The following is a 19317-nucleotide window of genomic DNA, read 5'->3' as shown; positions in this document are numbered from 1 at the left end:
TTTGCGGCAAAGAAAAGGAAAAAACGACCATGAACGGCGCACAGCACATTCTTGAAGCGTTCCACCGCCACAACATCAGCACAGTTTTCGGCTACCCGGGTGGCTGCATCATGCCGCTATACGACGCGCTGGTGGACGATGTGGGCGTGGAACACGTGCTGTGCCGCCACGAACAGGCCTGCGCCCTGGCGGCGGATGGGTTTGCCCGCGCCAGCGGCGAGATTGGCGTGTGCATTGCCACCTCAGGCCCCGGCGCTACGAATCTGATCACCGGTGTGGCCAATGCCTACATGGACTCGACACCGCTGCTGGTCATCACCGGGCAGGTGCCCTCTGGCCTGATCGGCACCGATGCCTTCCAGGAAACCGACATTCTGGGTATGACTCTCGGCATCGTAAAACACAGCTACCTGGTGGACGATGCAGAGGCCCTGCCCGCCATCATGGAAGAGGCCATTGCTCTGGCCCAGAGTGGCCGGCCCGGGCCGGTGTGGATTGATATTCCAAAGGACACTCTGCTGGCCGAGGTGGCAACGCCGTCCCCGGTGACAGCACAGGAAGCTGAAGCCAACTGTCCGGATATCACCCGTGCCATGACTCTGTTGCGCACCGCAAAACGGCCCTTACTCTACAGCGGCGGCGGGGTCTCTTTGGCCCGCGCTGAAGAGAGCTTCCGCGCCTTTGCTAACGCGTCTTCCCTGCCAGGAGTTGTCACACTCAAAGGCATCGGCAATCCCGGCAAACACAATCCGCACAACCTGGGCATGCTGGGTATGCACGGCTCCCGCGCCGCCAACAAGGCGGTGGACGAGTGTGATCTGCTGTTTGTGGTCGGCGCACGCCTGGATGATCGCGCCACCGGCAAATTGAATACCTTTGCGCCAAATGCCCGACTGATCCACATCGATGCCGACAACGCCGAGCTCAACAAACTCCGGCCAGCCGACCTGGCCATACGTGGCGACCTGGATCGCATTCTGGCGGCGTTTACCGATGCCTTGGCAGCCGAACCACTGGCGATCAGCGACTGGCAGAAACAGTGCAAAACCTGGTACACCACCGGCGGCTTTCAGGCTGCGGATAATGAAGAGGCGCTGGCGCCGATCGCCGGCCCGGCCTTCATCCGCCAGCTGTCCCGAATTGCCCCGGATGACACCATCATTGCCTGTGACGTTGGCCAGCACCAGATGTGGGTGGCCCAACATTATGAGTTCGATCATCCGCGTCACCACCTGACCAGTGGCGGACTGGGCACCATGGGATTCGGCTTGCCGGCGGCGATTGGTGCGCAGTTTGCCGACCGCAACAGCACGGTGATCAACGTCACCGGCGATGGCTCGTTCATGATGAACGCCCAGGAGCTGGCAACCATTCGCCGTTACAACCTGCCGCTGAAGCTGATCATTCTCGACAATCAGTGCCTGGGTATGGTGCGCCAGCAGCAGGAGCTGTTCTACAACAACCGGGAAAGCCACATCAACCTGGACGACAACCCAGACTTTGTCGCCATGGCTCGAGCGTTTGATATTCCGGCCCTGTTCATCGAGCGCACCGATCAGATTCGCCGGGGCATCGAGACCATTCTGGCCTACGACGGGCCAATGCTGCTGCACGTGGCCATCAGCCGGGAGGAAAATGTATGGCCAATTGTAAAGCCCGGTGGCAGCAATAAAGAGATGATTGATGAAACCCGTCGCACCAATACAAACGCTAAGGAGCAGGTAGCATGAGCCCGCAGGCGGACAGTTCTATGCACAGTTACACTTTGAATTGCCGGATGATTCAGGAGGCGGCGGCGTTGGAGCGTTTGTGCCAGGTCGTTCGCGTTCGGGGGTTCCGGATTTCGCGGATGTCCATGGAGTCTGCCGATGACCACCTGGACATCGCCCTGACGCTCTCCGGCAGCCGGCCCATTACCATGTTACGCTCTCAACTGGAGAAGCTGCATACCGTTGTCGATGTGGCCCTTCAGGAACAGGGGGCATCGGTTCGGTCGGTTTCGGCTTAGGGGTCTTGGGTGGGGTTCTCGCCTGCTGGCTTGGGCTCCTAGCCTGTGGGTTTGCGGGCGGGTACGCGGGGTGTGGGGTGATTTTCTTCTGGGAAAAATAACTCGCTGCGCTCAGACATTTTTTTCCCTGCCAGAAAACCACCCCAACCCCCCCCTACCGACGGGCATTTTTGGTACGGGAGTTTTTGACTCCGGCGCCTGTTGAAATTGTGCTCTTATCGGCTTTGTGGGTTTTGCTGGGGAGAGACAGATTCCGTTTACAGAATTTAATTGAGAGGTTTTGCTCATGACTACGGACAAACGACGTCGCTATTCCGCGCCGGTGGTAGATGGCATCAACAAGTCGGCCAGTCGTGCGATGTTGCGGGCGGTGGGGTTTACGGATGAGGATTTTCGGCGGCCTCAGATTGGTATTGCGTCCACCTGGAGCAATCTGACGCCGTGCAATATGCACATTGACGGGCTCGCCCGGGAAGCCGCCAAAGGCGCCGATGCAGCAGGGGGTAAGAGCCTGATTTTTAATACCATCACCATTTCCGACGGCATCGCCAACGGCACCGAAGGCATGAAGTACTCGCTGGTGTCGCGGGAGGTGATTGCAGATTCGATCGAAACCGTCGCCGGTTGTGAAGGCTTTGATGGGCTGGTGGCCATTGGCGGGTGTGACAAGAATATGCCCGGCTGCCTGATGGGGCTGGCGCGGTTGAACCGCCCATCGGTGTTTGTTTACGGCGGGACTATTCAACCGGGGGAGAACCACACCGATATCATCTCGGTGTTTGAGGCCGTTGGTGCCCATGCCCAGGGCAAGATGGATCTGATTGAGGTGAAGCAGATCGAGGAAACGGCGATTCCGGGGCCGGGTTCCTGTGGCGGCATGTACACCGCCAATACCATGGCCTCGGCCATTGAGGCGATGGGTATGAGCTTGCCGGGAAGTTCGGCGCAGAATGCGGTGTCGGATACCAAGCTGGCCGATTGCGAGGCCGCCGGCGCGGCGGTGCTGAAACTGCTGGACGCAGACATCAAACCGTCTGACATCATGACCCGCGAGGCGTTCGAGAATGCGATTACCGTGGTGATCACGCTGGGTGGCTCCACCAATGCGGTGCTGCATTTGCTGGGCATGGCAAGCACGGTAGGGGTTGAGCTGTCACTGGACGACTTCGTGCGCATTGGCAAACAGGTTCCGGTGCTGGCCGATTTGCGCCCATCGGGCCATTACATGATGTCTGAGCTGGTCGCCATCGGTGGCATTCAGCCCCTGATGCGGATGCTGCTGGACCGGGGTCTGTTGCACGGCGACTGCATGACGGTGACCGGCAAGACCCTGGCCGAAAACCTGGCAACCGTGGCGCCCTATCCGGACGATCAACAGATCATCCGGGCCTTTGAGAATCCGATCAAAGCAGACAGCCATTTGCGGATCCTGTTCGGCAACCTGGCGCCGGAGGGCTCGGTGGCCAAGATTACCGGCAAAGAAGGCACCCACTTCTCCGGTCGGGCGCGAGTGTTCCATTCTGAAGAGGAAGCCCAGGAGCGGATTCTCGACGGCACCGTAGTGGCCGGCGATGTGCTGGTGATTCGCTACGAAGGCCCCAAAGGCGGCCCGGGCATGCGAGAAATGCTCAGCCCCACCTCCGCGATCATGGGCAAAGGTCTAGGCAGCGATGTGGCGCTGATCACCGATGGCCGTTTTTCCGGTGGCAGCCATGGTTTTGTGGTCGGCCACATCACCCCGGAAGCCGCCGTCGGTGGCCCGATCGCACTGGTGGAGGATGGCGACACCATCACCATCGATGCGGTGAACAACTCAATCCTGCTGGAGATCTCTGACGAGGAAATGGAGAAACGGCGCAAAGCCTGGACGCCACCGGAGCCACGATTTACCCGGGGTGTTTTGGCGAAATACGCTCGCACCGTAAGTTCTGCATCTACCGGGGCTGTGACTGACTTGCCATAGTTTGGCTTGGGCTCCTGGCCGTCTGCCTGGGCACCCATCTTTCTGGGTGTTCAGGAGGGTACGTGGGGTGCGGGTCTGGAAAAAAGACGCTTGAGCTTCTCCACAAACTATCAGGTGGCCACTGTCGGGAACACAAATCGCGCAGTTACGAGTTCACCCAGGTCATCATCACCTGGCTTCACCCACATTTTCTGGGCAAATACCTGATGGCGCTTCACCGCAAAATAATGTCAAGGCGCAGTGTCGTCCTCCGGACTCATTACCTTGGTGCCCCGACAATACCCTTCTGGAGGGTTGTCAGGATCAATAATCGGCCACTCCGACAGTTTGGGGCACCCCATTCATAAGCTCCAAAATGAATCGGTCCAAGGTCCCTGTATTCTAAAAATCTTCGCTCAGTTCAAGACCATTAAAATCTCTTTGTGCGTAGATCGATTCGTATTGAAAAGACAATACAAACTCAAATGGAACTTGCTCAGATAGATTTAGAACAATTTTTTTCACATCATCAAAGGGCGCCTGCAACGTAGCATCAACGTCAAAATATATCCTTAATCCAACCGACCACTCTGCGCCCTCCAATCCCTCAGCTAATATATCTGAGTCCTCGATATTAGCATTTACTGACATCATCGCATTCGTGTTAGTTAACTTCACAGAAAATCCTGATTTCGTCTCAGAATAGTCTGAACACTCAACACCCGATAACGCCCCTTTTACATCTTCGATACTGACGCCCTTGGCAACCTCCAAATTCAGAGTAATACTCATGTTAAAATCTCCTCAGCAATACAATTTCACCATCAATCAGATATAAGTTTTTCAAACCATTCACCGGCTTTTCATCCAGGAACTTCAAAATATCAGCTGAAGACAATGGGGAGTCAGTAATATTAAGAACTATATCCGGCGCCTGATGCTCAACCTTGTGTATCATGTTATCCCTAATAGTGTTCGGATTTTTGGACTTAGGCGAATAGACATCTGCTGGCCTACTGTTGATATCCAAGTCCGGATTTCCTCCTTTCTTGCCCATATTAGGTAAATGAGCCACATCCAAGCCTCTATCGGATAAGATTTCTGCTGATTCATTTTGTCTAACTAGAGAACGAACCATATCAGCATTCGCATTTGGGTGGGGCAACTCTGGCGTCCCTCTCAATGTGCCCGGTTTTACGGTCATTAACTCAGCGCTTGGAGTTTCAGGCTGAGCCTGGATACCCTCTGGGCGCGGCTTGGCTTCAGCTTCAAAGTGGTTCTTGTTCTTTAGATCAGCATCTCGCCACACCTTACGTAAACGCTGAAGCTTGAGCGCCTCACCAAACTTACGGAAAGAGGCTCCAAGTGCGGCCAATACGCCGGCGTAGCGAGCGCTGCCAGATGCTTGGGCGGCTTTGCCTCCACCAAAAACGGCGGGGCCCAGAATTGCGCTTAGAACTACCTCAAACACCAGTGCACCACCCGCATGGGTGTATTCGGTATGGTGATGTATTACAGCATACTCAGACAGAAACTCGACGAGCGCCGTCCTCAGTTCGTCATCGAACATCACCAGGCTGGCCAATTCGTATGCTTCAATCAGATCTTCCGTGCTGATATCCGCAGGTGAAAACCCGATGGTAGAAATCCACCGATCGTGGCGCATTTCGTTCCACGCCTCAATGAAGGCCTTACCCCATCCACTGTCTGCATTGCCTTGACTGGCAACTCCACGTCGACTTTAGAACATCAAGCGCAAGTGCGGCAGGACTATTCAAGCTGTACATGCCAAAAACATAATCAACTGTTGCGCCAGCCGCATCAAACGCACTCTCAGCGAATGCACCGACGCTCACCACGGCTTTCTGGTACCAGGGCAGCACCTGGTATCCCTGCGCCCTGGATTCGGTTTCCCGCCGTTCCTCCCCCAGCAGGCGATCGAGACCCGCAATGATAGCTTTTCGCTCATGACGTACCGTGTCATCGCTTGCATTGGAGCTCAGCCGAACCGTTGCATATCGACCGTTAAGACCGTCGACGGTGGCGGCGCCCTGGTGATCCAACACGCCTGACAGGCTGTCCAGATCTGTGCCCACCTGAAACGGCAAATCGGCAACGCCCGTGCCATCCGGCCAGCGATACTGAATGGTCAGTTTATAGGGGCCCTTCCCGGGAATGGGTGCCGCAACTGGCTCCGAAGCCCGCTGATAATCCTGTTTGGCGGGAGCGTGCAGCGAATCTGAACGCATGGTCAAACCACCGCCCGTACCCGTTGGCCATTGCTCACGCAAACGGCTCACCAGGGGCTTCGGCAGGTCTGAGCGAAGATGATCAGGACTGGCATTATGTTCTGTGAAAAGTCCGAACGATGCGCCGCCCTGCCGGGCAAGCACCATTTGCCCGCTTTGCAAGGCATCGAGTATTCCCTGACGCTCACTGCTGGATGCTTTTTCCAGAACCCGGAAACCAGAATCCGGCGAGGGCTCTATATGAGCGCCCTGATAGCCTCGAGAGAAATAGTCCTGTGCGATGGAAATCGCTTCGGAGGGGTGCAGTAACGACGGCAGAATCCTTTCGGTAAAGCCGTAGCCACCGGTAACGTATAACTGGTAGGACACAATTCCGTTTCCTTGTCCGCTTGTCTATCCATGTGCTCTCCTGAGCAGGCCGAAACAATACGTCCACTTCTTCCGTAAAACAACTTCGCCGACCAATCTCTATTCATACAGCAATGCCCGCGGAATTCCTTCAGCAGGCATCGCTGTTACAAAGATAAAAAAACAGCAAGTCATTAACTTAGTGAACCCGCCAATGCCCGTCGGCGCGGGGTGGTCGGTGGATTTTTTGCCGGAAAAAGATGTCTGAGCACAGCGAGTTGTTTTTCCAAAAAAAATCCACCGGCCACCCCGCAAGCCCGCCCGCACCCTGGAAGGCTGCAAGCGGGCAAACTCAAAGCTCAGCGACTACCAAGCCTTATAAGGCAAGAACTTCCCGTTCATGGTCACCACCACACGATCACCCTTCGGGTTTTCCTCTTTCTCGATGTCCATGGTGAAGTCGATGGCGCTCATGATGCCGTCACCAAACTTCTCATGGATCAACGCTTTCATGGTATCGCCGTAAACGCCCACCACCTCGTACAAGCGGTAGATCAGCGGGTCCTGGGGAACGCCACCTTCCCACGCTTTCTTCGGGCACACCTGCAGGGCTTCGGCAATTGGCTTGTCCAGGCCCAGCGTCTCGCAGAGCGCGAACGCCTTGTCTTCGGCCAGGCTGTTCATGCCCAGACAGGCGGAGGTGGTGAACACCGGAGACATGCCGATGGATTCAGCAATGGCTTCCCAGGTCATACCCTTCGACACTTTGGCTTCCAGGATTTTTGCGGTCATCAGTTCTTTGTTCATCATGTTCATTTCCTCTTGTGGACATTCAAGGTCAAGCATTCACCGCTTGCGCGGTGGTTTCGTTGTGAGTATCAGGCGTGGCAGGCACCGGTTGAGGTGCTGCATCGCCTGCACTGGGATCAATGACTCTCGGGCTGCCATCTCGCTCAGGCAGCGCCGAGCCACTGCGGTTTACCAGAAAATCCACCAGGTAGTGCCGGATCTTCTGATGGGCAGGGTTCTGGAAAATGGTCGCGCGAGAGCGAGGGTGCGGCAGGTTCACCTTCACGCTCTCGGCAATGCGGGCATTGGGGCCGTTGGACATCAGGAAGATGCGGTCAGACAACAGAATCGCCTCATCCACATCGTGGGTGATCATGAACACCGTCTGGCGGGTCTCTTCCCAGATTTTCACCAGCTCGTCCTGAATCACGCCACGGGTGAGCGCATCCAGTGCCCCGAAGGGTTCGTCCAACAGCAGCAATTCCGGCTGAGTGGCGAAGGCGCGAGCGATACTGACACGCTGGCGCATGCCCCCGGAAAGCTGGGAGGGTTTCCGGTCCATGGCATGATCAAGACCGACCATTTTCAGATAGCGCTCACTGTGCTCGCGCACTTTGTCTTTGGACCAGCTCGGCCAGCGCGCCTTAACAGCGAAGATGATGTTGTTCAATGCGGTCTTCCAGGGCAGCAAGCTGTAGTTCTGAAACACCACGCCCCGCTCCAGGCCCGGGCCTTTTACTTCTTTACCGTTCATCACCACGTTGCCTGAGCTGGCTTCATCCAGACCCGCCAGCACGTTCAGAATGGTGGATTTGCCGCAGCCGGAATGGCCGATGATGCACACAAATTCACCTTTCTGGAGGGCAAAGCGAATGTCTTCAAATACCGTCAACTCGCCGCCCTGGCCATCGGGGTAAACCTTCGACAGGCCATCTACTTCCAGGAATGACTTACTCATAACAGTTCTCCAGTCGGAGGGGTTTGGCGGGCGCCATTAACCAGGCGCCCGGCCCACTCATTCTTTGTATTCAACCAGCTTCTGGGCCTTGCCCAAGGCCAGGTCGAGCAGCATGCCCACCACACCGATCATCAGGATGGAGAAGATCACACTCGCCAGGTCGAGGTTGTTCCACTCGTTCCACACGTAGTAGCCAATACCGGTGCCACCCACGAGCATTTCCGCGGCCACGATCACCAGCCAGGCAATGCCGATGGAGATGCGCATACCAGTCAGAATGGTCGGCGCGGCGGCCGGCAGAATCACCGTAAGTGCGGTTTTGATCGGATTAAGCTCATGAGTGCGGGCCACGTTGACCCAGTCCGAGCGCACGTTAGCCACGCCGAAGGCGGTGTTCAGCAACATGGGCCAAATGGAGCAGATAAAGATCACGAAGATGGCCGAGGCGTCTGAGTCCTGAATGATGAACAGGGCCAGCGGCATCCAGGCCAGGGGCGAGATCGGTCGCAGCACCTGAATGTACGGATTCAGTGCCTTGTACATCAGCGGTGACATACCGATCAGAAAGCCTAATGGAAGCGCAATCGCCATGGCCGCCAGGTAACCGGTCAGCACTCGATACACTGAGTAAGCCAACTGGATGCCAATGCCCTTATCGTTGGCGCCGGCGTCGTAGAACGGGTTAGACAACTCCGCCCAGGCCACCTGGATGACGGCCGAAGGTGGTGGCACACGGGATTCTTGCCCCGAGACGCCCATCAGTAACTCATACTCGGAGGTAGCCTCCGTCGCCGCGGGCGGCTGGGTAGACATCTCCCAGAGCCCCAGCGCCAGAATCAGGAACGAAATCGACAGCAACGCTGCCCTGATATTAAGAGACGCCATCATCACAACCTCCCGATCGCAAAGCTGCGGGCGTACTCTTCGGCCTTTTCAGGGTCAAAGGTCTTGCCCATGATGGTGTGATTCTTATAGGTGGTATCCGGCGCGTCGTAGCCCATCTCACGCATCAGCTTGCCGGTTTCACCCGCCAGGTAGACCTGTTCTGCGATGCCTTTGTAGTCCACATCACCCTCGATGTAGCCCCAGCGTTTCATCTGGGTGAGTATCCATACACCCATCGAGTGCCAGGGGAATGGATCGAAATCGATACGGTCCGGCACATCCTTAACCTCTCCCAGACCATCCGCGTATCGACCAGTCAGCACTTGCTGGATCACCGGGACTGGCTGGTTCAGGTAGTTTCTCGGGGCAATGGCCTCGGCAATCTCTTTGCGATTCTCCGGCTCATTGGAGTACTGGGTGGCGTCGATGATGGCGCGCAGCAGGGCGCCGTAGGTATTCGGGTTATCGCTGGCGAACTTCTGGCTGCAGGCAAAGGCACAGCAGGGGTGACCTTCCCAGATGTCTTTGGTGAGCATGTGAATAAAGCCGACTTTCTCCCAGACGGCACGCTGATTGAACGGGTCTGGTGACAAATAGCCATCCAGGTTACCGGCGCGCAGGTTGGCGACCATCTCAGGTGGTGGAACCACCCGGATCTGAACGTCTTTGTCTGGGTCGATACCGTTTTCCGCCAGGTAATAACGCAACAGGAAGTTGTGCATGGAATACTCGAACGGCACCCCGAATTTGAAACCTTTCCACTGTTTGGGGTCGCGCTTGTCCATGTGGTCCACATGCAGCACGATGGCCTGGCCGTTGATGTTCTCAACCGCCGGCATGATGAAGGGCTCTGGAGTAGAGCCAGCGCCCATGGTCATGGCCAGTGGCATTGGTGTCAGCATGTGTGAGGCGTCGTATTCACCCGCCAGTGACTTATCCCGGGCTACGGCCCAGCCGGCGGTTTTCGTCACGGTCACGTCCAGACCATAACGCTCATAAAAACCCATGGGGGCCGCCATGATGATGGGCGTGGCACAGGTAATGGGTACAAAACCAACGTTCAGCTTGGTTTTCTCAAGCTTGCCGAGCGATTCCTTGACCGCCGCCTTGGCTTTATCCATCGGGAACACCGAACCCAGCAACGCAGCCGCGGTGCCCGTTCCCATCATCTTCATAAAGCTGCGGCGGCTGTGATCGTTGTGGCCAAACACGGAACGCACCACTGCGCTCTCTATGGCGCGGTCCATCATGGCTTCGGAGTCCATCGCCGCTGCCGAGGCCGGGGTCGCCGGCTGCTTGAGATTCAGTGATACCGACGGCGTCTCCTGCCCGGGCTGGCATTCGGGGCAACCGCAGGTCTTCGCATGGATCAGTGATTGGTCGCCATCAAACGGGTTACCAAGGCTTTTTGTGGTCATGGGGCACTCTCCCTACTCTCAGATGGTTTTTGCACTCTTTGGGTGCAATAAAAACTCTGGTACGGCCCTGGCGGTATTCAGGCCAAGGCCAATTGCACGCTCTGAGGAAGCTATTGCGGGGTTCGTGCCAACTTTTTAAATTTATACATCCACCTGTTTTAAAAGGACTTTTTTATAAACCGCAATACAACTAACACTACGACATTTCGTATTTAACGATTTATCGTAGTGTTGACTCCGACTTTTCGTAGTTGGCACAGGCTTTGTTTAGTACCTCACATGAGCCAAATGGACGCCCAACATGCCCCAATCTGAACAGACCGAAAATTATCGCTGGGTTGACCACCTGCCAGAAGCTGCCTTGCTGGTGGATGCCGGGCAGGATCTGATTCTTGCCGCCAACAGCGCCATGGGACGAATGGCTGGCACAGACCGGCAGTCCATCACCAACAGCCCTTGCACGCAGATGTTCCCGGACCAACGCCCGCAACTGATCAACTTTACGGAAGAAACCCTGTTCCGCAGCCACGGCTGGAGTCGGGATTTCAGCCTGAAACATCGGGATGGCCACACCGTCGAACTTGAGATTTCATCGTCTTGCGTCGGCGAAGCCGAATCCCAGACCATCCTGCTGTTGCTCCGAGACCGCCGGCAACTGAGAACACTCCGGGAGCGTCATGAAGCCAATCACTACCACCGGGGCGGCTTGCTGGAATGGCGACGGGTAGAAGAACTGTTCAAGGATATGGAGCGTGAGAATCAACTGATCCTGCACGCCGTTGGTGAGGGCATTTATGGTGTAGACGCCGAAGGCCGCACCACCTTCGCCAACCCCGCAGCCGAGCGAATGCTGGGGTGGCGCATGGATGAATTGATGGGCCGGGTAATCCACCGAGTGGTGCACCATTCCCACGAAGACGGCAGCCTGTTCCCCTTGAAAGACTGCCCCATTTACGGCGCCTTTCGGGATGCCAGCATCAAACGCGTCGGCGACGACTGGTTCTGGCGCAAAGACGGCACCGGCTTCCCGGTGGAATATACCAGCACGCCGATTCTGGATAACGGTCACCCCGTGGGTGCTGTTGTGGTGTTCCGCGATATCTCCCCGCGCCTGCAAGCGCAACAGGAATTGCAGCAGGCACTGGAGGAAGTGGAAAACCTGAAGCGCCGCCTGGAAATGGAAAACGCCTACCTGCAGGAAGAGCTCAGTGCCGAATTCCATTTTCATGAGATTCTGGGCCAAAGCGACGCCATCAAGGCCATCGTGCGGCGCATCGGCATGGTGGCGCCGACCGATGCCAACGTACTGATCACCGGTGAATCCGGCACCGGCAAAGAGCTGATCGCCCGCGCCATTCACCAGGCCAGCACGCGGCGTGACCGACCCTTGATCCGGGTAAACTGCGCGGCCATTCCAAAAGAGCTGTTTGAAAGCGAGTTTTTCGGCCACATCAAGGGAGCCTTTACCGGCGCCATCAACGACCGCATTGGTCGATTTGAACTGGCCGACGGCGGCACGCTGTTTCTGGATGAAGTGGGTGAGATTCCGCTTGAACTACAAGGCAAGCTGCTGCGGGTACTGCAGGATCAAAACTTCGAGCGCGTGGGCGAGAACAAGACCCGTGCTGTGGATGTACGGGTGATTGCCGCCACCAACCGGGATCTGAAAACAGAGATTCGTGAGAAGACCTTCCGGGAGGATCTGTACTTCCGGCTCAACGTGTTTCCCATCGAGTCTATTCCGTTACGCCGACGGCTTGAGGATATACCGATGCTGGCCCAGGAGTTTCTCAACCGCGCCTGCCAGCGATTCAACCGCCCACCGCTGGCTCTGACTGATCGTGACGTTACCACTCTCAAGGGCTACCACTGGCCCGGCAATGTCCGGGAACTGGAAAACGTTATCGAGCGGCAGGTGATCACGGCCGACGGCCGGCTCGATCTCGACCTGCCCAGCCCGGACAACGGCGCAGCGCAGCCCACAGGCACCAGCACACCCGCCCGCCACTACAACGGCGAATTACTGACCGAGGACCAGATGCGAGAACTGGAAGCCCAGAATCTTGTGCGGGCACTTAAAATGACCGCTGGCCGGGTATTCGGGGATGACGGTGCCGCCGCGCTGCTTTGCGTTAAGCCGACAACGCTGACCTCACGTCTCAAAAAGATGAAGCTCGATCCCCGGCAGTTTCGCTCTTAGGATTTCGCGTTGGGGGCTGGATTTCGGCTGGGAGTTTGATGCTCTGGATTTCTGGATTCACGGGCGGGTACGCGGGGTATGGGGTGTTTTTCTTCTGGGAAAAATAACTCGCTTCGCTCAGACATCTTTTTCCCTGCCAGAAAAACACCCCACACCCCCCTACCGACGGGCAGCACAGGAAGACCAGGTTAAAAGACAAAAGCGAAACGAAATGAAAGGAAAGACGATCGCAGAGCCAGATCGACGGACAGCCCAGCAGTGCTCGAAAACAACTATGGTTTTAACTAGAGAAATCCTGCCAATGCCCGTCGGCGCGGGGTGGTTGGTGGATTTTTTGCCGGAAAAAGATGTCTGAGCGAAGCGAGTTGTTTTTCCAAAAAAAATCCACCGGCCACCCCGCAAGCCCGCCCGCAAAAGCGGAAGGCTGGGAGCCCAAGCCCGAATATCACTCCCTCAAGCTTAAATCAGCTCCACAGCCACGGCAGTAGCTTCACCGCCGCCAATGCACAGCGATGCAACACCACGCTTAAGACCACGCTGTTTGAGGGCGTTGATCAGGGTGATGATGATCCTGGAGCCCGATGAGCCGATGGGATGACCCAAGGCGCAGGCGCCGCCGTGCACGTTGACCTTTTCCGCAGGTAATTTCAGCTCATTGATGGCGGCCAGGGTGACCACCGCGAAGGCCTCGTTGATCTCGAACAGGTCTACATCATCCAGCGTCCAGCCGGCTTTCTTCAGCACTTTTTCGATGGAGCCGATGGGGGCCAGTGTGAACTCTGCCGGCAAGCGGGCATGGGTCGCGTGGGCCACGATTCTCGCCTGAGGGATCAGGCCGCGGGCGTCGGCTTCGGCGGCAGAGGCCAGTACCAGCGCAGAGGCGCCGTCGCTGATGGAGCTGGAGTTGGCGGCGGTTACCGAGCCGTCTTTGGCGAAGGCCGGTTTCAGTTGCGGGATCTTTTCGGGCTTGGCGTTGCCCGGTTGTTCGTCGGTGTCGACCTCGGTATCACCGCCTCGGCCCGCGACAGTCACCGGGGTAATTTCATCCCGGAACCAGCCGTTCTGGATCGCCGTCAGGGCTTTTTGCAGGGAACCGATGGCGAACTCGTCCATGGCCTGGCGGGTGATGTTGAATTTATCTGCAGTGCGCTGGGCGAACACGCCCATCAGGCCGCCTTCGTAGGCGTCTTCCAGGCCGTCCAGGAACATGCTGTCCATCACCTGACCGTGGCCCATGCGCATTCCGGCGCGGGCTTTCGGTAACAGGTACGGTGCCTGGCTCATGTTTTCCATGCCGCCGGCGATCATGATGCTGTTGGTGCCGGCTTTAATCTGGTCGTGGGCCATGATGACGGCTTGCATGCCGGAGCCGCACATTTTGTTGATGGTGGTGCAGCCACTGCTATCCGGAATACCGGCAGCGCGGGATGCCTGCCGCGCAGGTGCCTGGCCAAGGCCGGCGGGCAGCACGCAGCCCATGATAATTTCCTGAATGTCTGCCGGCTGCAATCCCGCGCGCTCAATGGCGGCCTTGATGGAAACGGCACCCAGTTCCGGTGATCGCACCGAGCTCAGAGAGCCCATCATGCCGCCCATCGGGGTTCTGGCGGAGCCTGCTATGACGATATCGTTGTTCATGGGTTTTATTCTCCTTCAACGGAATCTGATTGGTATTCTTATTTTGCTCATCGGTCTTGTTTGGGTTCCTAGCCTTCCAGCCGTGCGGGCGGGCTTGCGGGGTGGCTGTTGAATTTTTTTTGGAAAAACAACTCGCTTCGCTCAGACATCTTTTTCCGGCAAAAAACCCAACAACCACCCCGCGCCGACGGGCATTGGCGGGTATTCGCTAAATAACTGCATTTGTTTTTTCCCTTGGTATTCCCGTGCTGCCCGTCGGTAGGGGGGTGTGGGGTATTTTTCTGGCAGGGAAAAAGATGTCTGAGCGAAGCGAGTTGTTTTTCCCAGAAGAAAAATACCCCATACCCCGCGTACCCGCCCCTCAAACAGCAGGCTAGGAGCCCAAGCCAGATCCCTCAGCGCCCAAGCACCGACCGTGCAATAATCTCTTTCATCACCTCTGAAGTGCCGCCGTAAATCCGCTGCACCCGAGCGTCGATAAAGTTCCGGGAAATCGGGTATTCGGTGGTGTAACCGTAGCCACCAAATAACTGCAAACAACCATCGGCCACCCGGCACTGCATCTCCGTGGCGCTGTACTTGGCCATCGACGCCGTGGGCGCATCCAGCTTGCCGTCTTCGTATTCGCGGATGCACTGGTCAACAAACGCCTTGTTGATGCGGTAGTCCGTCTCCATACGGGCGATTTCGAAACGGGTGTTTTGCAGCTGGCTGAGCTTCTGGCCGAACAGCTCCCGCTCCTGGGCATAGGCAATGGTCAGGTCCAGGGAGCCTCTGGCGGCGGCGACGCCCAAGGCGCCGATCACCAGGCGTTCGCGAGGCAGTTCGCGCATCAGGTACATGAAGCCCTGCCCTTCCTCGCCCAGCAAAGCCGATGAAGGAATGCGCATGTCAGAGAAGAACAGCTCGGAGGTATCGCCGGAGTGCTGGCCGATTTTGTCCAGGTTTCGACCTTTACTGAAGCCCGGCAATGAGGTGTCCACCAGGAACAAACTGATGCCTCGGGCCCCGGCTTTCGGGTCGGTTTTGGCAGCAACGATCACCATGTCGGCGTGCTGGCCGTTGGTGATGAAGGTTTTGGAGCCGTTGAGGATGTAATCGTCACCATCCTTTACCGCACTGGTGCGCATGGCCTGCAGGTCGCTGCCGGCACCGGGTTCGGTCATGGCGATGGCGCCGACGGCTTCGCCGGAGACCATCTTTGGCAACCATTGCTGGCACTGGGCCTCGTTGCCGATGTGGCTGAGGTAAGGCGCCACGATATCTGAATGCACCATCACATTGGTAGACAACGCCCCGAAGCCCATGCGGGCCATTTCTTCGCCTACCACCACAGAAAACTGGAAAGGCGCACCAATGCCGCCGCAGTCTTCCGGCACGTCGACACACAGTAGACTGGCGTTGCCCAGGGTATTCCATAGCTCCCGTGGCACGATCCCGCTTTTCTCCCAGGCTTCATAGTGCGGTTTCACTTCGGCTTCCAGAGCCTTGATCACCGACTCCCGGAACATGGCCAATTCTTCTTGATCGACGTGGTTGGTCATATCACTCACCTGTAGTTATTCGTTCGCTTGTGGCGAATCCTGTTGCCTGAACCCGCTTTTGGCAGGTGGTTTTCATCTATTCACTTAGGCGCCATTCTCAGCGCGCAATCCAATCGAATAACTTCGCCATTCAAAATCGGATTCCGCACCATCTGATCAACCATCATGCCGAACTCTTCCGGCTTACCCAGACGCTTGGGGAACGGCAGTGTCGCCGCCAGGCTGTCCTGCACTTCTTCAGGCATTCCGGCCATCATCGGGGTCATGAACAGACCCGGAGCAATGGTGTTCACGCGGACACCTTCACGGGCAAGCTCCCGGGCCGATTGCAGGGTCAGCGCTACCACGCCGCCTTTCGAGGCACTGTAAGCCGCCTGACCAATCTGGCCTTCGTAGGCCGCAACCGATGCGGTGTTGATGATCACACCCCGCTCGCCGTCGGCATTGGGTTCGCGCTGCGCCATATCCGCTGCGGCCAGGCGCAGGATGTTGAAGGTGCCGATCAGGTTCACCTGGATCACCTTGTTGAAGCTGTCCAGCGGCATCACGCCCTCGCGGCCCAGAATCTTCGCCGCCGGGGCTATGCCCGCGCAGTTCACCGCAATGCCACAGGGGCCATGGGCATCGCGGGCGGCTTTCAGTGCGGCTTCCGCACTTTCTTCCGAGGCCACGTTGCATTCGATAAAAATGCCGCCCAGCTCGGCCGCCACCTGTTCGCCACGCTCTTTGTTCAGGTCCAGAATGGCTACTTTGCAGCCCGCTGCGGCCAGTGCGCGGGCGGCACCTTCTCCAAGCCCGGAGGCACCGCCGGTGACAATAGCCGGTACGTCTTTGAAGTCCATAAGTTACTCCTTGCAATTCATTCCGTGGGGCATTTCGGCCCCACTCATAATTGACGTTTACGTAAACTTTAACCGAGAAGCACTGAAAAGGAAACGTCAAAAGGTTGATGGCACCATCACCCCAGGCGCTCGACAATCAACGCAATACCCTGCCCGCCACCGATGCACATAGTGATTAGGCCGTAACGGCCACCGGTACGTTCCAGTTCCGCCAGGGCTTTGATAATCAGGATGGAGCCGGTCGCACCCACCGGGTGGCCCAGAGCGACCGCGCCGCCGTTCGGGTTCACCTTGTCTTCCGGCAGGCCAAGCTCGCGGCTGACGGCCATGGCCTGGGCGGCGAAGGCTTCGTTGGATTCGATCACGTCCAGGTCTGCCACGGACAAACCGGTGTTCTTCAGAACCTGGCGAACCGCCGGAATCGGGCCCACGCCCATCACTTCCGGGGCTACGCCGGCAAAGGCGTAACCCACCAGTCGGGCGCGGGCTTTCAAGCCCCGCTTTTCGGCTTCGGCGGCGCTGGTCAGCACCATGGCGGCGGCGCCGTCGTTAAGGCCGGAGGCATTGCCCGGGGTCACAATGCCGTCTTTCTGGAACGCGGGTTTCAGGCCAGCCAGGCTTTCAACCGTGGTGCCCGGGCGCACGTGTTCGTCTTTGTCGAACACGACTTCCTTGCGACCCTGTTTGACGGTAACCGGCACGATCTGGCCATCGAAATAACCTTTCTCGATGGCATTCGCGGCCCGACGGTGGCTTTCAGCAGAAAACGCGTCCAGTTCTTCCCGGGTCAGGCCCTGATTGGCGGCAATACGCTCGGCGGTCATACCCATGTGACCACTGCCAAACGGATCGCTGAGGATGCCCAGGGTCAGGTCTACCGCGCGGCCATCGCCCATGCGCAGGCCTTTGCGAACGTTCGGTAACAGGTAAGCACCCTGGCTCATGGATTCGGCACCACCAGCCAGCGCCATGCGGCTGTCGCCCATCACAATCAGCTGGGCCGCGCTGATCACCGACTGCACGGCAGAGCCACACAGGCGGTTCACGTTGAACGCCGCCGAGCTTTTCTCCATACCCACATTCAGGGCAATGTGCCGAGCCAGGTAAGCATCCTGCGGACCGGTGGTGATGATATGGCCGAATACCGAATGGTCGATATCCTCGGCTGCCACGCCAGCGCGGCTGATGGCCTCGCGAGCGGCGGCGGTGCCCAGTTCGGCCGGAGCCAGTGAGCTCAGGCTGCCGCCAAAGCTGCCGATGGCGGTGCGGGCACCGTCCAGAATGACTACGTCTGTCAGTTTCATGTGTTTCTCCTGAATATGAGTAATCGAAAGGCTCACTTGCCCAGCATGGAGCGGGCAATCACCTCTTTCATGATTTCCGAGGTACCGGCGTAGATAGTCTGCACCCTGGCATCCACAAAGAACCGGGAAATCGGGTATTCCAGCGTGTAACCGTACCCGCCGAACAGCTGCAGGCATTCGTGGGCAATATCACACTGCATTTCCGTCAGCATCAGCTTCAGGATGGCCGCGTCTGTCGCGGTCATGGCGCCCTGGTGGTATTTGCTGACGCACTGATTGAGGTAGGCGCGAGCCATATCAATGCGGGCCCGGGCTTCGGCCAGCTTGAACCGGGTGTTCTGGAAATCGGCAATGCGCTGGCCGAAGGCCTGGCGTTGCTGCACGTAATCCAGCGTAAGAGCCAATGCGCCTTCGGAGGCACCGATCGCCTGGGCACCCACACCCAGGCGCTCCCGGGGCAGCTCCTGCATCAGGTAGGCGAAGCCTTTGCCTTCTTCTCCGAGCAAAGCCTCCTCAGGCACGATCAGATCCGAGAAAAACAACTCTGCGGTGTCACTGGCATGCTGGCCGATTTTCTTGATGCCCTTCCCCCGGCTAAAGCCCGGCAGGCTGGTATCCACCAGAAACAACGACACGCCTTTGGCGCCGGCTTTTGGGGCGGTCTTGGCGCAGACAATCACCATATCGGCATGCAGGCCGTTGGTGATAAACACCTTGGCGCCGTTAATGCGCCAGCCGCCCTCGGTGCGTTCCGCCGTGGTGCGCATAGCTGCAAGATCACTGCCGGCACCCGGCTCGGTCATCGCGATGGCACCCAGCACCTCGCCGGAGATCATCGCCGGCAACCAGGCCTGTTTCTGCTGTTCATTACCCAGATGCAGGATGTACGGCATCACAATGTTGGCGTGGATGTTGTAACCGGAGGCCAGGCCACCAAAGCCCATGCGGGCGATTTCTTCTATGGCCAGCTGGCTCACCTCGAAACTGGCCGCCGCACCGCCATACTCCTCGGGCATATCAATGCCGAGCATGCCGGCCTGCCCCAGCGTGTTCCAGAGTGACCGGGGTATTTCACCGGCTTCTTCCCACTGCTCATAAAAAGGTGTGACTTCCTGCTCCAGCGCCCGGACAATCATGGCCTGGAAAAGTTCGGTATCTGCCTGCTCTGCTGACATTAGCGCCCCCGCGATTG

The 19317-nt window shown here is 57.6% G+C and carries 16 protein-coding genes; 4 read left to right on the top strand and 12 right to left on the bottom strand.

The annotated features are described in order from the left end of the window. The first annotated feature begins 29 nt into the window (after positions 1-29). From ilvG to ilvD, 3 genes are all read left to right on the top strand, one after another. A complete protein-coding gene (gene ilvG / locus QPL95_RS00360; RefSeq protein ID WP_303289036.1) occupies positions 30-1730 on the top strand; it encodes an acetolactate synthase 2 catalytic subunit in 1701 nt (566 codons plus the stop codon). Then, positions 1727-2008, top strand: a complete 282-nt coding sequence (locus QPL95_RS00355; protein WP_303289035.1) for an ACT domain-containing protein — start codon at positions 1727-1729, stop codon at positions 2006-2008. The genes ilvG and QPL95_RS00355 overlap by 4 nt, the downstream gene beginning before the upstream one ends. 286 nt (positions 2009-2294) lie before the next feature. Continuing rightward, positions 2295-3971 carry a dihydroxy-acid dehydratase gene (gene ilvD, locus QPL95_RS00350; protein ID WP_303289034.1) on the top strand — a complete coding sequence of 559 codons (1677 nt, stop codon included), beginning with the start codon at positions 2295-2297 and terminating at the stop codon, positions 3969-3971. A 381-nt stretch (positions 3972-4352) separates the two neighbouring features. Here ilvD and QPL95_RS00345 read toward each other — a convergent pair whose 3' ends face one another. The 7 genes from QPL95_RS00345 to QPL95_RS00315 all read right to left on the bottom strand — a co-directional run bounded on the left by QPL95_RS00345 (position 4353) and on the right by QPL95_RS00315 (position 10597). Beyond that, the gene (locus QPL95_RS00345; protein WP_303289033.1) at positions 4353-4742 is read right to left on the bottom strand and encodes a hypothetical protein; all 390 of its coding nucleotides are present in this window, start codon (positions 4740-4742) and stop codon (positions 4353-4355) included. 1 nt (position 4743) lies between these two features. Continuing rightward, positions 4744-5616 carry a hypothetical protein gene (locus QPL95_RS00340; protein ID WP_303289032.1) on the bottom strand — a complete coding sequence of 291 codons (873 nt, stop codon included), beginning with the start codon at positions 5614-5616 and terminating at the stop codon, positions 4744-4746. A gap of 25 nt (positions 5617-5641) precedes the next feature. Next, positions 5642-6568 (bottom strand): hypothetical protein, encoded by a 927-nt coding sequence (locus QPL95_RS00335; protein WP_303289031.1) that lies wholly within the window; start codon positions 6566-6568, stop codon positions 5642-5644. Between the two features lie 345 nt (positions 6569-6913). Further along, entirely contained in the window at positions 6914-7357 is a 444-nt protein-coding gene (gene cynS / locus QPL95_RS00330; protein ID WP_303289030.1) for a cyanase, read from the bottom strand. Between the two features lie 28 nt (positions 7358-7385). Further along, a complete protein-coding gene (locus QPL95_RS00325) occupies positions 7386-8294 on the bottom strand; it encodes an ABC transporter ATP-binding protein (protein ID WP_303289029.1) in 909 nt (302 codons plus the stop codon). Between the two features lie 57 nt (positions 8295-8351). Further along, positions 8352-9179, bottom strand: a complete 828-nt coding sequence (gene ntrB / locus QPL95_RS00320) for a nitrate ABC transporter permease (protein ID WP_368389721.1) — start codon at positions 9177-9179, stop codon at positions 8352-8354. A 2-nt stretch (positions 9180-9181) separates the two neighbouring features. Next, a complete protein-coding gene (locus QPL95_RS00315; RefSeq protein WP_303289027.1) occupies positions 9182-10597 on the bottom strand; it encodes a CmpA/NrtA family ABC transporter substrate-binding protein in 1416 nt (471 codons plus the stop codon). 301 nt (positions 10598-10898) lie between these two features. On the opposite strand from QPL95_RS00315, the gene QPL95_RS00310 reads away from it, so the two are divergent. Next, on the top strand, positions 10899-12797 hold the full coding sequence (locus QPL95_RS00310; RefSeq protein WP_303289026.1) for a sigma 54-interacting transcriptional regulator: 1899 nt from the start codon (positions 10899-10901) through the stop codon (positions 12795-12797). A gap of 459 nt (positions 12798-13256) precedes the next feature. Here the strand turns inward: QPL95_RS00310 and QPL95_RS00305 are convergent, their stop codons facing one another. From QPL95_RS00305 to QPL95_RS00285, 5 genes are all read right to left on the bottom strand, one after another. Beyond that, entirely contained in the window at positions 13257-14435 is a 1179-nt protein-coding gene (locus QPL95_RS00305) for an acetyl-CoA C-acyltransferase (protein ID WP_303289025.1), read from the bottom strand. 395 nt (positions 14436-14830) lie between these two features. After that, entirely contained in the window at positions 14831-15979 is a 1149-nt protein-coding gene (locus tag QPL95_RS00300) for an acyl-CoA dehydrogenase family protein (protein WP_303289024.1), read from the bottom strand. An 80-nt stretch (positions 15980-16059) separates the two neighbouring features. After that, entirely contained in the window at positions 16060-16821 is a 762-nt protein-coding gene (locus QPL95_RS00295) for a 3-hydroxyacyl-CoA dehydrogenase (protein WP_303289023.1), read from the bottom strand. Between the two features lie 116 nt (positions 16822-16937). Next, positions 16938-18125: a beta-ketothiolase BktB gene (gene bktB / locus QPL95_RS00290; RefSeq protein ID WP_303289022.1), complete on the bottom strand. Its 1188-nt coding sequence runs from the start codon at positions 18123-18125 to the stop codon at positions 16938-16940. 32 nt (positions 18126-18157) lie between these two features. Beyond that, positions 18158-19300, bottom strand: coding sequence for an acyl-CoA dehydrogenase family protein (locus tag QPL95_RS00285; protein ID WP_303289021.1), 1143 nt, complete (start codon positions 19298-19300; stop codon positions 18158-18160). Between the last annotated feature and the right edge of the window lie 17 nt (positions 19301-19317).

It is taken from the genome of Marinobacter sp. SS5-14b (genome assembly GCF_030541005.1).
Taxonomy (GTDB): Bacteria; Pseudomonadota; Gammaproteobacteria; order Pseudomonadales; family Oleiphilaceae; genus Marinobacter.
The sequence above is the reverse complement of the archived record's forward strand: the minus strand, read 5'-3'. Positions and strand labels throughout refer to the sequence as shown.